The sequence below is a fragment of the Pyrinomonas sp. genome (assembly GCF_040289685.1).
Classification (GTDB): domain Bacteria; phylum Acidobacteriota; class Blastocatellia; order Pyrinomonadales; family Pyrinomonadaceae; genus Pyrinomonas.
This window is the reverse complement of the sequence record NZ_PSLQ01000072.1, coordinates 1-16,061: the sequence shown is the minus strand read 5'-3', so window position 1 is coordinate 16,061 and position 16,061 is coordinate 1. Positions and strand designations below refer to the sequence as shown.

Annotated in this window: 12 protein-coding genes; 11 read left to right on the top strand and 1 reads right to left on the bottom strand. The window is 59.3% G+C overall.

Annotation, left to right across the window (positions count from 1 at the left end):
* Positions 1 to 756 precede the first annotated feature (756 nt).
* From C4334_RS12885 to C4334_RS12855, 7 genes are all read left to right on the top strand, one after another.
* Complete coding sequence (locus C4334_RS12885; RefSeq protein WP_352432496.1) at positions 757 to 1,197, top strand: archease; 441 nt, start codon at positions 757 to 759, stop codon at positions 1,195 to 1,197.
* 325 nt (positions 1,198 to 1,522) lie between these two features.
* Positions 1,523 to 2,989, top strand: coding sequence for an RtcB family protein (locus C4334_RS12880; protein ID WP_352432495.1), 1,467 nt, complete (start codon positions 1,523 to 1,525; stop codon positions 2,987 to 2,989).
* Between the two features lie 559 nt (positions 2,990 to 3,548).
* A complete protein-coding gene (locus tag C4334_RS12875) occupies positions 3,549 to 4,202 on the top strand; it encodes a (2Fe-2S)-binding protein (protein ID WP_352432494.1) in 654 nt (217 codons plus the stop codon).
* Between the two features lie 91 nt (positions 4,203 to 4,293).
* The gene (locus tag C4334_RS12870) at positions 4,294 to 6,501 is read left to right on the top strand and encodes a xanthine dehydrogenase family protein molybdopterin-binding subunit (RefSeq protein ID WP_352432493.1); all 2,208 of its coding nucleotides are present in this window, start codon (positions 4,294 to 4,296) and stop codon (positions 6,499 to 6,501) included.
* A complete protein-coding gene (locus C4334_RS12865) occupies positions 6,498 to 7,508 on the top strand; it encodes an FAD binding domain-containing protein (protein WP_352432492.1) in 1,011 nt (336 codons plus the stop codon). The genes C4334_RS12870 and C4334_RS12865 overlap by 4 nt, the downstream gene beginning before the upstream one ends.
* 53 nt (positions 7,509 to 7,561) lie before the next feature.
* Positions 7,562 to 7,807, top strand: a complete 246-nt coding sequence (locus tag C4334_RS12860; RefSeq protein ID WP_352432491.1) for a hypothetical protein — start codon at positions 7,562 to 7,564, stop codon at positions 7,805 to 7,807.
* Between the two features lie 141 nt (positions 7,808 to 7,948).
* The gene (locus tag C4334_RS12855) at positions 7,949 to 8,596 is read left to right on the top strand and encodes a DUF1326 domain-containing protein (RefSeq protein WP_352432490.1); all 648 of its coding nucleotides are present in this window, start codon (positions 7,949 to 7,951) and stop codon (positions 8,594 to 8,596) included.
* Between the two features lie 436 nt (positions 8,597 to 9,032).
* Here the strand turns inward: C4334_RS12855 and C4334_RS12850 are convergent, their stop codons facing one another.
* The gene (locus C4334_RS12850; protein ID WP_352432489.1) at positions 9,033 to 10,316 is read right to left on the bottom strand and encodes a S41 family peptidase; all 1,284 of its coding nucleotides are present in this window, start codon (positions 10,314 to 10,316) and stop codon (positions 9,033 to 9,035) included.
* Between the two features lie 279 nt (positions 10,317 to 10,595).
* Between C4334_RS12850 and ruvX the strand changes: the two genes are divergently transcribed.
* From ruvX to C4334_RS12830, 4 genes are all read left to right on the top strand, one after another.
* A complete protein-coding gene (gene ruvX / locus C4334_RS12845; protein WP_352432488.1) occupies positions 10,596 to 11,072 on the top strand; it encodes a Holliday junction resolvase RuvX in 477 nt (158 codons plus the stop codon).
* A gap of 114 nt (positions 11,073 to 11,186) precedes the next feature.
* A complete protein-coding gene (mltG, locus tag C4334_RS12840) occupies positions 11,187 to 12,245 on the top strand; it encodes an endolytic transglycosylase MltG (RefSeq protein WP_352432487.1) in 1,059 nt (352 codons plus the stop codon).
* 483 nt (positions 12,246 to 12,728) lie between these two features.
* Positions 12,729 to 13,499: a hypothetical protein gene (locus C4334_RS12835; RefSeq protein WP_352432486.1), complete on the top strand. Its 771-nt coding sequence runs from the start codon at positions 12,729 to 12,731 to the stop codon at positions 13,497 to 13,499.
* Positions 13,500 to 13,665: 166 nt separating this feature from the next.
* Positions 13,666 to 14,247, top strand: coding sequence for an FxLYD domain-containing protein (locus tag C4334_RS12830; protein WP_352432485.1), 582 nt, complete (start codon positions 13,666 to 13,668; stop codon positions 14,245 to 14,247).
* The last annotated feature ends 1,814 nt before the right edge of the window (positions 14,248 to 16,061 follow it).

Below are 16,061 nucleotides of genomic sequence, written 5' to 3'. Positions count from 1 at the left end.
AAAACGATTAATCCCCTCATCAACCAAAACAATTCCAGTTGATCGCATCCCTCCCTCTGCAAACCAGAAGCCTAAACTAGACGCCGTCGCTTCTCTGGCTCAAGGCCAAAAACGCTCGCGCATCGCTTCAACGCGCGCAAAACGAAACGCAACCTTGCCCCACAACGAACGAAAAAGGAGGTAAAAGAAAGCTCAGCTTGCTCTGTGAACGCTACGCCCCTTGCAACAAGGGCCACTCCTTGAATTCTCCTCCTCGCAAGCCCCGGTCCAAACCCGAGTCTCTTCCTGCGATGACGCCGACGAGTCATTTCGATTCAATCCGCCAGCTCAGACGAAAACTTTCGTCTGTGCCCCTTTCTGCGTTGGCGAGTTATTCCGCGCAACCCCACAAGTCTCTTCAGATAAGACATCGCTTCAGCCCCTCGTTGCCGTTACCAATATCCGCGACCGATTGATCTCGCAAGTCTCTTCAGATGACGCATCGCTTCAGCCACCAATTGCCGCGCCGGTCAAGTCGCCGCGAAATGACGCACTACTCCGCTTCATCTCCCGCCGGAATCGGCGGGACACGCAAAGGGATTGAGCCGCAATGGAATAACGAAATACTCCACTTGTTTACGTGTTCATTGGACTGCAACGGAACAACGAACTGCTTGCGGAATTCAGGTGGCGCAGGCGTTTGGCCTTCCCAACACCTTTCGTTATCGGACGCGAGAAGCCTTGCCTCGCCCCTACTTCATCGGTATCATACCTCACATGAAAAGCGGCTTCGTCGCCAAGTCCCATACTGCCGATTGCTCATTTGAGCTGTACGGTCAATCGCCTGCAGAGATCTTCGTCCAAGCCGCTCGCGCCATCTTTCACGAAATGACCGAGAGCGATCCGGAAACCTTCGCCCGCGGCCAACAACCCACATACGAAGAGGTCCAGCTGCACGCGCGTTCGCTCGCTTGGCTGCTCGTCGATTGGCTCAACGAGATCATCTACCGCTACGAAACGCACGGCACATACGTCGTCGATGCGCAGGTCGAAGAGCTGCACGTCGGCGACGACGAAGCGCGCCTACGCGCGCAACTAGTCTGCCTTCCGGTCAATGGCCGCCCAGCGCAACTTCAGTTCAAGGCGGCAACCTATCACGACCTGCGATTCGAACGTACGCCCGACGGGTGGGTTGCCGAAGTAGTCCTCGATGTCTGAAAGAGGCTCGGCGAGCAACCGACACCGCGTCGAAGAAGGCGAAGCCGTCGAAACCGCTCTTCGATGTTTGACCGCGAGCGCGCGCTGAAGCGCGCCGAAACCCCTATGAAACGAAAGGAGAAAGCGTCTATGCCCGAACCCTTCCTCGATGAAAAACGCCCTTGCTCGACGATCACGCTCGATCTTCCGCCCCACAAGCTCACACAGGGAACGTGCGCTGCGGGTTAGTCCCACTTGTCTTTAACCGCGCGCCGTTTTGCCTTAAACTGGGATTTCCGAAAACATTCTTTGATGTCCTAAAATATTTCGAAGAGGGTGTTTGGATATGGCTGAATTTCGCGTGCCGACGAAAGACGATCTGCGGCTCGTCGGCGAATGTTGCTATGAGGTGCCGCAAACCTTTTGGGAACGCATGAACGTGCCGGCGCGGCTTTACGCGTCCGAAGAGATCCTCGATCAAATACTGCACGACAAATCGCTCGCTCAACTGGTCAACATGGCGACGCTGCCCGGCGTTCTGCTTCACTCCATCGCCATGCCCGACGTTCACCAAGGCTATGGCTTCCCAGTTGGCGGCGTGCTCGCAGCGGATACGGAGCAAGGCATCGTCTCTCCGGGCGGCGTCGGGTACGACATTAATTGTGGCGTTCGCCTGCTCCTCTCTGACATGCAACGGCAAGAGTTAGACAAGCGCGCCACCGTCCAACTCGTCGAGCGTTTGCTGCAGACCATTCCGGTCGGCACGGGCGAAGGCAGCCCGATCAAGATCACCAAACAGGAGCTGGATCAAGTGGCGCGCGAAGGCGCTCACTGGGCCGTCGCACGCGGCTTCGGTGAACCAGCCGACATCGAACACATAGAGGATCGCGGGCGCATGGATGAAGCCGATCCCGATTGCGTCAGCGACCGCGCCAAAGAACGCGGTTACGTCCAGCTCGGCAGCATCGGTTCGGGCAACCACTTCCTTGAAATCCAGTACGTCGATCGGCTCTTCGACCAACAAGCGGCGACGAGCTTCGGTCTAGCCGAAAATCAGCTCGTCATCTTGATCCACACGGGCTCGCGCGGCTATGGTCACCAGATCTGCACCGACCACGTCCGCATCGCTCTCGATGCCGCCGAACGCTACCGAATCGCGCTCGTCGATCCAGAACTCGCTTGCCTTCCCTTCAGCAGCCCCGAAGGGCAAAGCTACTACCGCGCCATGCGTTGCGCGATGAATTTCGCGTGGGCCAATCGCCAGATCATCACCCATTTCGTCCGTGAAGTCTGGAAAGACCTTTACGGCCAAGAGCGCCGCTTGCGCGTCCTCTACGACGTGGTCCATAACACGGCCAAAGTCGAAACGTTCGAAATCGATGGCCGAAAGCTCAACGCGGTGGTCCACCGCAAGGGCGCAACGCGCGCGCTCGGCCCGCATCACCAACTGACGCCTGCCCCTTACAAGCACGTCGGCCAACCGGTGATAATTCCGGGCAGCATGGGCACAGCTTCCTACGTCCTCGTCGGCCAGTCGCTCGATGACACGAACTTCTTCAACTCAACTTGCCACGGCGCGGGTCGCCGTATGTCGCGTAATCAAGCGAAAAAGAAGGTCTTCGGAGAAAAAATGAACTTGCGCGACCTGCTCGAACAAGAGGGGATCATCGCGCGCTCGCAAAGCGAAGCCGGTCTAGCCGAGGAAGCGCCCTTCGCTTACAAGGATGTTGACGAGGTGGTCGAAGTGGTGGAACGAGCCGGTATGGCGCGCCGCGTCGCACGCCTGCGCCCAATCGGCGTGATCAAAGGCTGATCCCGCCGCCAGAGCACCTCCAAAACAGTTCGATCGTCCGAGCGGCGCCGTCTAAGCCTAAGCACGAAATGCCTCTGGCCAAGCGCGCCGCTTGCGCTGAACTCTTGCCTCGCGGCGAGAAGCCTTGACCTTCGGTTCTCCGCGCAACAGGCCTTCACCTCGCTCCAAAGCTTCACCGTTCCGCCACTCATGGACAGGCCGCTCATGGAAGCAGCCTGTTCCAGTTGCTTCCTGCCTCATCTACCAGCACTCCCTCTTGCAGCCTGTAATCTCCTAGGTTTACAACTCGTCACGCGCTTGCACCGCACGAGCTTCATTTGGCGAGGGTAACCGACTGGTCAAGTTACCTTCATCTCGACCTCCCGCGTCCGGAAAACCCGCGCTTCAAAACGATGGCCGACTGATCGTTGCCCTTCACTTCCTAGCGAGCAGTTCTCAACCCCTTTCTGCTCGGCTGCGCAGTGGGCCAGCCAGCGGAATTTTTCCTCTTCCCGAACAAATCGGTTTGTGCTAGGCTTTAGGCCACAGCGCAAAAATCTTCGAGAAGCGAGAGGCACCGATGACTGATAGACGACGCGGGGAGAAGACCGACGCGGTCGATCCCGGACGACGACGTTTTCTTAAAGGCGTCGGGCTGGCTGGAGCCAGCGCCGCTATCATCGATTTGATCGAGCCGGAAATGGCGCGCGCCGAAACGCCGAAAGATAGCGTGCAACCATCCCCAGACGGGACGTTGGAGATCACGCTGCTCGTCAACGGACAAAGACGCACGGCGCGCGTCGAACCGCGCACCACTTTGCTCACGGCATTGCGCGAGTACTTGGATCCACCCGTGACCGGTCCAAAGCTTGTTTGTGATATGGGCACGTGCGGCGCTTGCACGGTGCTGCTCGATGATGCTCCGGCTTACGCCTGCCTCGTGCTCGCTGTGGACGCCATAGGCAAAAAGATAACCACCGCTGAGGGACTCGGCACGCCCGATCGCATGAATCCGGTGCAGCGTGCCTTTGTTGAGAAGGACGCGCTCATGTGCGGCTTTTGCACGCCCGGTTTCGTCACGGCCATTTCCGCTTTGCTACGCAAGAACCCGCGTCCGACGCTTGAAGAGATACGCGAGGCTTGCCAAGGCAACTTCTGCCGGTGCGGGACTTATCCGCGCGTCTTCGAAGCTGCGCTGATGGCTAGCGCGGCTTCCGACCGCGCAGAAGAGTAGCGAGTCAGACGAAATCAGCACGGCTCAACGCGATCGAAAAACCCCATCGAACGAGCAGTTCGACGGATCCCTTTTCCACGAGGAAGCGATCATGATCCAACAGCAACCGGCCAAAAAGAAACGCAAAGTTTTGGTGCCGCGCGTTGAAAACGGCATCGAACGGATGGTCGAAATCGAAGTCGAGGACGAAGGCGGGCCATCTTGGGGGCCAAACAACGCGCACAAGTTGCTCAACCACCATCTGGTGCGCGTCGATGGCCCAGTTAAAGTGACTGGGATTGCCGCCTACACCTACGACCGGCATCTGCCGGGCATGCTTTATGGGCGCATTCTCCGTTCACCACACGCGCACGCGCGCGTCGTGCGCGTGGACACAAGCCAAGCGCAGCGCATGCCCGGCGTGCGCGCCATCGTCAACCTCGCCGAGCGCGGCAACTACGTCGTGCGTTTCATGGGCGATCCCGTCGCCGCCGTCGCTGCCACTACGCCTGAGATCGCCGAAGATGCCATTCGCGCCATCAAGGTCGAATACGAAGAGCTGCCACACGTCGTCCGCGCCGACGAAGCCATCAAACCGGACGCGCCCAAAGTCTTTCCAGAAGGCAACCTTGAAGAGAAGGAAAGACGCGGCGATCTGGCTAAAGTCGAAGCTGAACTGGCTCGCTGCGACGTGATCGTCGAAGCCGAGTACCGCACGCCGACCCATCACCACGCCTGCTTGGAAACACACGGCCACGTCGTCGACTACCGCGGCGGCGACCGCGCCGTGATCTACGCTTCGACGCAAGGAACCTTCACTATCCTCAGCGATGCCGCCAAGGAACTGGGATTGCCGCAAAGCGCCGTGGTCTCCATCGTCGAACACATGGGCGGCGGCTTCGGATCGAAGTTCGGCATCGGCATCGAAGGCAAACTCGCTTGCCAATTGGCCAAACAAGCGCGCGCGCCCGTCAAACTGATGCTCACGCGCAAGGATGAATTCCTCCTGGCGGGCAACGGCCCTGGCTCGTGGCAACGCTTCAAGGCCGGCGCCACGCGCGATGGAACGCTCGTCGCCCTGCGCGCCACGCAATACCAGATGGGCGGCCTCGGCGATGGATCGCTCGCTGGCCAACCTTACATCTACACGGCGCGCCACTTCTATCGCGAACGCATCGCCGTCCACACGCATGAGGACGCCGCGCGCGCCATGCGTGCCCCAGGTCATCCGCAAGCCTCGTTCGCCATCGAATCGCTCATGGACGAACTCGCCTATAAGCTCGGCATGGACCCATTGGAGTTTCGCAAAAAGAACTTGCGCGATCCCGTCTACCACCGTCAGCTCGACCGTGGCGCGCGCGAAATCGGTTGGCAACGACGCCCCAAAGAGCCTGGCACCGGACGCGGCATGGGTTGTGCCGTCGGCACATGGGGCGGCGGTGGCGCGCCACAATGCAAAGTGACGGTGCAAATTGCGCGCGACGGCACCGTTGGCGTCGCCGTTGGTACGCAAGACATCGGTACTGGAACGCGCACCTTCACGCGCGCCATCGTCGCCGAAGAACTCGGTCTAAACATACGCGATGTCGTCGAAAGGATCGGCGATTCACGTCTCGGCGCGGCCAATGCTTCGGGCGGTTCGACCACCGCCGCCTCGCTCGCCCCAGCGGTCAAAGATGCCGCCTACAACGCCCGCATGCAGATGGCTCAAGTGATCGCCCCGTTGCTCGGCGCCAAACCCGAAGAGCTACAGTTTGCCGACGGCAAGGTCAGCAGCGGGGGCAAAAGCTTGACTTGGCGCCAAGCATGTGCGGCGCTGCCGCTTGCCGGGATCACAGCCCAAGGCGAGTGGAAAGCCAATCTCGCCGCCAGTGGCGTCCATGGCGTCTGCTTCGCCGAAGTCGAAGTCGATATGGAGACGGGCCACGTTCGCCCGATCAAAATGGTCCACGTGCAAGATGTCGGACTGCCGCTCAATCGGCTCGCCATCGAGAGTCAATTGATCGGCGGCATGATCCAATCGCTCAGCATGGCGCTTCTCGAAGGGCGCGTCATGGACGCTCGTCTCGGCGTACAGCTCAACCCACACTTCGGCGACTACAAACTGGCCGGCACCTTTGAAATCCCAGAAATGATCCCGATCATCGACGACGAAGACCCGCGCCAAGCCGTCATCGGCGTCGGCGAACCGGCCCATATCCCTGGCGGCAGCGCCATCGCCAACGCCGTCTTCAACGCTTGCGGCGTCCGCGTGCGCGAGCTGCCGATCACTCCCGACAAAATCCTGCAAGGACTCGCCGAACAAAGGAGGAGAGCATGAAACGCTTTGAGTGGACCGCTCCGACCAGCGTCGCTGAGGCCGTCGAACTGTTGCGCTCCGCCCCGAGCTTCGCCGACCCGGATGAAGCGCCGCGCCCGTTCGCTGGCGGTCAAGATCTGTTGACGACCATGAAGGAGTACATCCTGCGCCCTTCGCGCCTCGTCAACCTCAAAGCGATTCGCGGACTGGACCGAATCCAAGGCGACGGCAAACGCGGCTTGCGCCTCGGCGCGCTCGTCACGCTGGCGCGCATTGAAGAGAACCCCATCATCAAACGCGATTTCCCAGCCTTGTCTGATGCGGCGCGATCGGTCGCTTCGCCGCAAATCCGCCACCTCGGTACCATCGGCGGCAATCTCTGCCAACGACCGCGCTGTTGGTACTATCGGCTCGAAGAGGTCGTCTGCTTGAAAAAGGGCGGAACACAGTGCTACGCCGCGTCGGGCGAGAACAAATACAACGCTATACTCGGCGGCGGGCCGTCCTATATCGTTCACCCGTCGGATCTCGCGCCGGTGCTCGTCGCTTTGGGCGCCAGCGTTGCCATCGCCGGTCCCGAAGGAGAGCGCGTCGTCCCGCTCGAGAAGTTCTTCACGCTCCCCTCGGAAGGTAGCATCCGACGCGAAAACATCCTGCGCCACGACGAGATCATCACCGAAATACAAGTTCCCGCTTCGCGCTTCGCCGCGCGTTCGATCTACTTGAAGTTCAAAGAGCGCGCCTCGTTCGACTTCGCACTTGCATCCGTAGCCGCGGCGCTGGAGCTTGACCGCGACCGCACCGTGCGCCAAGCGCGCTTGGTGCTCGGCGGCGTCGCGCCCATTCCGTGGCGCGTTCCCAAAGCCGAAGCGTTGCTGGTCGGAAAGAGGATCGCGCCCGATCTGCTCAATCAAGTCGCCGAGGCGGCGCTCGAAGGGGCCCGCCCGCTCGCGCACAACGGCTACAAAGTTCCGCTTACACAAGCGCTCATTCGTCGTGCGTTGACGCAGCTTGCAGCGCGCGCTTGAGCGCACTGCAAGCCTTCCGCTTTTTCCGCAATCGTGTCGAAGGAGAGACCCAAATGGCTGAGACCAACAGCGCGTCGCCCAACGATCTTCCGCTTAGCCCCTTCTGCGGGGCGCTACGGTCGAAGAAGTTCTTCATGCTCGGCGTCGTTCCGACCGATGCGAGCCAGTACTTGGACGCAAGCAACTACTGCTGGTGCAGCGAAACACAACAAGTGGTCGGTCCCGATGGCGGGCGCGTTCACCCGGAGCGTTGTCGCCCGGGAAGATCGTGCTATCATTCTGCTTTCGAAACCGCTTAACCTTGGCGTCGCCGGACGCGGAAAATCGCCGAGCCTTCGACGCGCCTTGCGACGCCTTGACGACCTTTGAAGCGAAACCGGAGAGCGTCGCGAACGTTTCGTCTCAATCGAGCGCGCTCTCGAACACCGGAGGTGAGATCAATGAAAGCAATGCTCAGCTTAGCCATAGCGGCCATCTGTATGACCGCCCTTGCCTTCGTCCCGCGCGAAGACAAAATCACGGGCGATTACGTCGAGGTGCGCACGGCGAGCGTCTTTGCCGGCGCCTGCCACTACAACGGCGAACTGACGACCACAGGCCGCGATGCGCTGCTCGCATGGCGCGTCGCCGCAGGCAAGTGGCGCGGCATCGATCTTTCCGGCGTGCGCGCCGTGGCCACTGTCTCCGCTGAAGCCAATCTGGCCGAGGCGCGCGCAGCGCGTCGCTCCGAACTAGTGATCGACGCTCCTACGCCGGAACAGGCCGCAGCCATGGCCGAAGCCTTGCGTAGCCGTTACGGAGCGACGCTTGGGGAGATCGTCTCCGTCCGACGCGCTCACGTGGAGTTTCAGCACCAAGGACGGGCTTACCGCGTTGTAGCCGATCATCTCGCTGTAATCGACGTCGAAGCGCTGCCCAACGACGCATGCTGCACCATGCCACACTTGGTCTGGTACGATCCGCTCGTGCCGCTCGTGGGTCGCAAAGTGGGCTACACGGTGAAAGCCTTTTTCGCTGGCGGACGCGCGGGCGACTCATGGCAACGCGCCCATGAAAACAGCGCCTTCTATGGCCGGTTCGCGCTTTGACGCGCTGCCCCCTTCTCCCCGATAGGCGCGTCGCTGTGCCTGCTATCTGGAGAAGTTGAGCGCGTTCGATGCTGCGTCCATCGCGCTGCGACGCAGGTTGCAGCGCTTTTGTTTTCAACTTGCTGCTGATAGCAACCCACGCACACAAGGCAAAAAAGGGCGGGTATTGAGTCAACTGACGCTAGCCCCTATCTGCCACAGAAGATTATGTGGGGTTCGCCGAAGATCGTATTTTGTCCGGTGAGTCGCCGCTAGGCTAAGCTAATCTTCTGGATGGGATCTCATCTCCATACGACTCGCTTTTTGCCCGAAATCTCAGGCGATGCTTGAGGAGTCGTCGCGCCGACAGTTCTTCACGCGCTGAATGAAGCGAGAGCCGGTAAGCTATTGCTTCTCCAGCTCTTCGCTTGAAGCGTGAAGATGTCAAACCAAAGGTTCAGGCAGTGGGTCGCGCCGACCCTTCTGGCTTGGCGCGCAAGATCTCCAGCGCCCGTTTCAGCTGCATGTCCTCTGGCTGCGGCCGCGCTGGCCCGGTTTCAGGAGCGTTCTGTGGCCTGTTGCCGTCCTGCGGACGCACCACCTCGTCCGTGTCGTTGCCGGTCAGATCATCCGGATCGATCGCTTCGGCCAATTCGGGCCGCTTGACTTCCACGGTCGGTTGCACGCCCGCACCGAGAAACGGCTTGCCGCTGGAAGAGGCCCACTTCACCGTCGTTAACAGCAATCCGTCACCGCCCCGCAACGTAAAGAGTTCTTGCTCGGCCCCCGCACCGAAGCTCTTCTCGCCCACCACATCGCCGCGCTTCCGCTCGATGAAAGCCGAGGCGATCACTTCTGCAGCTCCAGCCGTCCAACGGTCAATCAACACGACAGCCGGACCATCGAAGAGCTTGAGCTGCGGATCGGCTTGAAAAGTCTTGAGCGTGCGGTTGTTGCGTCCCACCGTCTGCGCCAACGTCCCGTCCCCGATGAAGTAATTGGCGACGCGCACCGCTTCCGTCAGCGACCCGCCGGCAACGCCACGCAGATCGAGCACCAACTTGCGTGCTCCTTGCTTGACGAGATCCTCAAGGCGCGCGCGGATATCGGCCGCTTCCCCCTCGCTCAAGCTGTTGACTTTGATGATGCCGATCTTGCCCGTCTCCAAACGCGCCTCGGCCACAAGCACTCTCACTGGCGAGCGTTTAACCGTGAGCTGCAAAGGTGAACTGCCTGCGCGCAACACCCGCAACTTCACCTCGGTTCCAGGCGCACCCTTGAGCAACTGCTGAGCTTCATAAAGCGAGATGTCGCGCGTTGCGCGTCCGTCGATGTACTCGATGATGTCGCCAGAACGCACCCCAGCCTGCTCAGCCGGTCCGCCTTTGACAGGCGCGATCACATAGAGCCACGAAGCGACCTGCGATAGCTCGACGCCGATGCCGACCTTCTCTTTGTCATCGCCAGCGCGATACCGCTGTACCTGCTCAGCCGTCAAGTAGGTCGAATACGGGTCCAAACCGTAAGCTAAACCGCGCAGCGCACCGGCGCGCACCTTGCTCATGTCGGGCTCGTCCACGTAATCGTTTTGAATGTGGTAGAGCACCGATTCGAAGATTCGCAACTGCGCTCCGGGATCGTTTCCCTGTTGCGCCCGCGTGGCGAACCAACCGCCGATAATGGCGTAAAGCGCAATCGCTGCTGAAAGGACGACGAGAATGAACTTGCTTCGAAAGGTCATATTGGATGAAACTACCTCTTCTCAAGGGCGGTTCGCCCGCAATTCGTCGAAGTTCGATGTTACAGCAGCGCACCATCGCACCGCAAGGCGATGCGCGCTGCTTCGGGTCGCTCCCAACGCGCGACCGCAAAACGCTAAAGTCATACGGGTGAGAATTCCGACAAATGAGGCGCGGCGCTGAACCAAAACAGCGCGACGTGCGCTAAAGTCATATGGGTGAGATTCCAACCGAGGAAACGCTTGCAATCAGCTGCGGCGCAACTTCAGCGCTAAAGTCATATGGGTAAGATTCCAACCCCCGATGAAACGTTCGATCCGGGATCACCTCTCGGGCGCGTGCTCGCCGTCGACCTCGGCGCGCGGCGCATCGGACTGGCCGTCTGCGACGAACTGGGTTTAACGACGCGCCCGCTTTCGACCATCAAGATGTCGCGCGATTTCGCGCGATGCATCGCCCTGCTCTGCGCCGAACTCGACGTGCGCGTCATCGTCGTCGGGTTGCCTCTACGCATGGACGGCACCGAAGGCGACGCCGCCCGCCGTGCGCGCTTGGCCGCCGCACAGCTCGCACGTCAAACAAACCTCCCCGTCTATCTGCAAGACGAGCGATTGAGCACTCGCGAGGCAGAAGAGCAATTGCGCGCTGCCGGTTTGAAGCGCGCCGTGCGCCGCGCCAAAGTGGACTCCACCGCCGCGCTCATCATCTTGCGCGATTTCCTCGCACAAGCCCCGACGCAACGCATCGCAGTCGAATGATCATCGCTCAAACGGCTGCGCACATTGGCCAAGCGAGGCCGCAATAGCTCGATCTCGTGGGTCGCTGCGTTGCCTCCGCTTTCTTCAGCGCTTTGTTATACACTTTGTTGCGCTATGCCTCGCCGCAAATCTCTGTTGTTGGCATCGCTCTTCCTCCTCGCGCTGGTCGGCGCGGGCGCGACCCTGTGGTTTGTGCGCGAGCTTCGCGCGCCAGTCGAGCACGCGCACGCCGCTGAGTACATCGTCATCCCGCGCGGCTCGTCTCCGCGTCAGATCGTCGCCGAACTCACCGCGCGCGGCGTGCTCCGCCGTTGGTGGCCGACGTACATATACCTTCGCGCCACCGGCACTAGCGCCCGTTTGAAAGCCGGTGAGTATCGCTTCCCCTCGCCCATCTCGCCGCTGGAAGTCGTTCGACGTCTCGAAGAGGGCGAACAACGCCTCAATCGCTTCACGGTCATTGAAGGATGGACGCGCTGGGACATCGCCGACGCCATGTCGCGCTTGCCAGAACTCCGCATCAACGCGCAAGAAGCGCTCGCATTGATGGATGATGTCTCGCTCATCAGCGACCTCGATCCCATGGCGCGCAATCTCGAAGGCTACCTCTATCCAGACACATACAGCTTCCCACCGGACGTCAAACCGCGCGAAATGATCGCCGCCATGGTTCGGCGCTTTCGTCAAGTCTGGCAAGAACGCTTTGCCGAACGAGCGCGCGCACGCAACCAGACCGTGCGCGAAGTGGTCACCATCGCCTCGTTGATTGAAACCGAAGCCAAACTCGACGAGGAACGCCCGCTGGTCGCTTCGGTCATCTACAACCGTCTGCGCCGCAACATGCCGCTCGGCATAGATTCAACCGTGGTCTACGCTTCAAAGCTGGCCGGTAAATGGCGCGGCGACGGCAAGGTCTACCAAAGCGACTTGGACCGCGCTTCGCCCTACAACACGCGCCGCGTCGTCGGGCTTCCGCCCGGCCCCGTCGCCTCGCCTAGCGCGCGTTCCATTGAGGCCGCGCTCAATCCATCCGAGACCGATTACCTCTACTACGTGCGCGAACCGACGCGCGACGACGGCGCACACAACTTCTATGACAACGAAGCGGATTTCTTGCGCGGCGTGCAAGCCCTGCGTGATTGGGAGCGCCGCCGCGACGCACAAAATCGCTGAATCCCTTCAATCGAACGCCACACGAGCGAATAATGCTTGAGAGTATTAGATGTCTCTCCCATCTTCTCACGTAATCGCGCTCCAGATGAACCAAGAGCGCAGCCCGTTGCTCTCGCCGCTCCGAACCATGCCGCGATAGCGAACGTCAGGATACTACATGGAACAGATTGCTGATTATCGCGCCAACGGTGATGAACTAACGCGAGAAGTCGCCCATGTGCGCAAAGGATGAAGGGGCTTGTCGCGCTTGAGGCGCCCCCCGCGCCACACCATTCGGCGACAACCCGCCCGCCGCACATTTCGCCCCGTCTTTACTGCCTTATAACACGCGAATCAAGCGTGACTGCTCGATCCTCACGGTCTCACAAAACTCGAATCATACGCGCTCGTCGCGCAACTCTTCTTGCCATTGAGCCGGACGTTGTTTTATGCTGACTCTCACCTGTCGAAGGGGAAAAGTTTGTGAAGCAGATCGTCAGTGCGATGAAACCACTCGAAGGTCAAAGAGCGAAACCGAACCGAGTCAATCAATGGCTAAGATCGGGCGCGTTCAAAGCTCTTCCGCTTGTGCGCTATCCCGAGTGGTCGCCGTCTACACACGCCGCATCGCGCGCGCCCAAACTCCGTTCGCTCGCTTTGCTCCTAGTCTTTCTCGCCGTCGGCATCGTTGCGCAAGCCCAAGAGAAAGGCGTCGATACGCAGAACGAACGCATACGCGACGCCGGTGCCGAGCGCGCGCCCGGCAACAACGGCGCAAAGGTCAACGTTGGCGCCGGACGCGGCATAGATTTCGGCAAGGGGCGCACGCCGCCGACGGTCGAACTCCCCAACCCCTACCGTTTCGCCGCACGGCGCGATGCTGTCATCAATGCCATTCAAGACGTGATGCGCGAGCGGCGCCTGACGCTTGATCTGGCCGCTTCCAAGCCGGATGAAGGGCTGCTCATTACGCAGCCTTACACTTTCGCCAAAGGGAGCATCGTCGCGACATCCGAATTGAGCCGCTACGCTGAGCTCACGGACATGCCGGGCACCGGTTGGACGCGCGGACGTTACGTCCTCATCATCGAAGTGCAACCCGTTGACGGCAACAACACCAACGTCGCCGTCAACGCGCGCATCGAAGGGCGCAGCGATGGCATTTCGGGCGCCGAATGGATTAGACTTCAAAGCACAGGCGCAGCGGAGCAAGAGTTCCTTCGCGCGCTCGTCGAAAAACTTGCCGGTGGCCCAACGGACAGACCCACTCCGTAAAAAATCCTGAAAGGTTCACGGCGTTGAAGCACGCATCCAATGCTGAAGAGTCGTTGCACGAGCAGAAGCAGAACGATTTCGTCGGCGCTTGAAAGCTCCCAAGGCGATGAGTTATGAAAACCTGCCGTGTGAGCCGAAGCGAACGTTTCCGTCAGCGCGTGAAAGCATGAGCACTATCTTCTCCAAAGAAGGAACCGGCAAGCGCGAATGGGGCAAGCGTGCCATCGCCGTCTGTTGCGCGCTCGTCGCGTCGGCGGCGTTGGTCAGCGGATACTTTTACTTGCAACACCGGAATCAACAACGCTGGGATCAGCAACAAACGGCTGTCCCGCCTCCCTCCCCACCCCTTGCGCTCATTCTTGTTGACGAAGCGCGCACTCAAAAGGATCGCGCGGTTATTTCTGGGACAGTAGTCAACCGCTCGACTTCGCCTCTCGAAAAGCTCAGCGTTGAAGTCGAACTCGTGCCACGCGCTGAAGGCGCTGTTGAGATCCAGTCAGTGCCACTTGTGCCGACGGATCTCGCCCCCGGAGAGAAAGGACATTTCACCCTGATCATCCCTGCGCGTTTGTGGGTCGTAGCGCGTCCCATACGTCTTCGCAGCGGCAGCCAAGGACGCGAAATCGCCTTCGAATCGAACATCGGGGAACGCCGTCCGCCGTCACCACCTCATTTGCCCGGGCAACCTCCGCGCGTCGAAGGCAGCGATTTCATCAACACTCCGGACAATCCAGTCAGTATCCCGTAGTTCCTCCGTTACCACGCTTTCGGCTAAACGCACCGTAACCTCGAAATAGCTCCCCAAACCATCTGGCCGCCTGTTCATAAAGAACTTGAAGAGTCGGCGCGACGACGCGAGTTCAAACTTTACAACAGCATCATGATTACGAAGCTCTTTATGAATTGAGCGCGACGACGCGAGTTCAAACTTTACAACAGCATCATGATTACGAAGCTCTTTATGAATTGAGCGCGACGACGCGAGTTCAAACTTTACGACAGCTCCCCGCCCGGTCCGTCAATCGCTCGCTCTTTCGCCCATTGGCTCACGGCGCACCCACTTCATACGCGCCCGCTTGCGTCGTTAGACTGTCCCCATCAGGCTAGAAGCGGTGCAGCAAATTGAAAAACGCTCGGTGAATTCGACACTCAATGCTACCGATGCCAAGCTTTAGTTGTTCTTGTGGAGAGTTAGCGAGACAGCTTTACCGTCACCTCATCCCACGGTTTGCCCTCTGCGGATGAGAACTTGATATAACCCTGCCGTTTACTGATGTCGTAGTAGAACATTCCGCGCATTAGTAGATGCAGGTCTCTACCTTCGTACTTGCCCTTCGCATACCCTTCAGCAACTTTATCATTGTCAAACAAAAATGCCTTGATTCTACTCTTTCGCCTGAACCTCTGTTTTAGCCGCTCTGACAGCTCAGACATACATTCACGGTTGAACAGGTCTTTCTTGACGCTCACAAAGGACAGGTATATTTCGCCATCATCATCCTCCGAGCGTACAGTTCTCCAGACCCTATAATCGAGAGATGTACTAGGGCAGTCAGATGCTCCAGCTTCCAGAGGACGGCAACAATCATTGCTGGAGAAGTTACTGACCGTAGCCGGAAAGGGATTCAAGCTGAGAGTCGAAAGAATTAAGGGCGCTAGATACAATCTAGTCTTAACAGTTCTTGGAGTCATACATCATTTGCATCCGCCTTTCTCTAGTGTTCTGTCGATGATCGCGCTTCCTTGTCCACTACTGGTATAAACCTGTTCGCTGACCCCTAATCGTTGGGCGATGTCTAAGTCAGACAGCTTAGGATTAAGTCGGTGTAAGGTCTCGTGTATTAATGTGGGTGTGGTTAGACCCTTTCTTGTGTAGTAAGTGTTGCCTGAGTCAGAAGTGGCTGCATTTGGTTTTAGAGACTGCAAGTCTTTCAAGTGAAGCAAGCCGAAACTCTCCTTATTCGATGATCTGAGCAGATCGTATGGTGTATGAGAACGTAAGTTCTGAGATACTGTTCGCGGGTCGAAGCCATGTGCTGCGAGGAACTTGGCACAGTCTGATGCCGGAGCGTCTAGGAGTTTCAGCGCTCTTCCACGCGCGAGGTTGAATCGCGCGAGCAATCTTCCAGACAGCGCCACAGCTCGACCTCTCGCCACTTCCCCGCCTCTGCGCCTGCTGCGTCTTTGCTGCTGCCTACTAATCGCTCCCACCACAACACTCCCGCCCAAGAGCACACCGTTGCCAACGATTCCGGCAACTGTCGCCGATACTCCCGCTTCCACTAAGGTGTGAACAGCCGCAACTGTCTTCCCCACCCTTGCGATTAAGCCGCCGACGTCCGCCGGTACGAGCAGGACAGAGGATGAAAAAGCCCGGTGCTGAGCCGGGCTTCGCGCTCTCTTGATGGTTCGCTCATTTTCGCTTTGCTGGTGGTTTCAGGATCACTTGCAAAGGACTATCTGACGCCTGCACGGTTAACAAATTCGATGTGAACCACCGCCCCCCTTCGCCATCAGGCGCGACTTCGATACGCCACACGCCTTCCGGCAAAGCGATGGCAA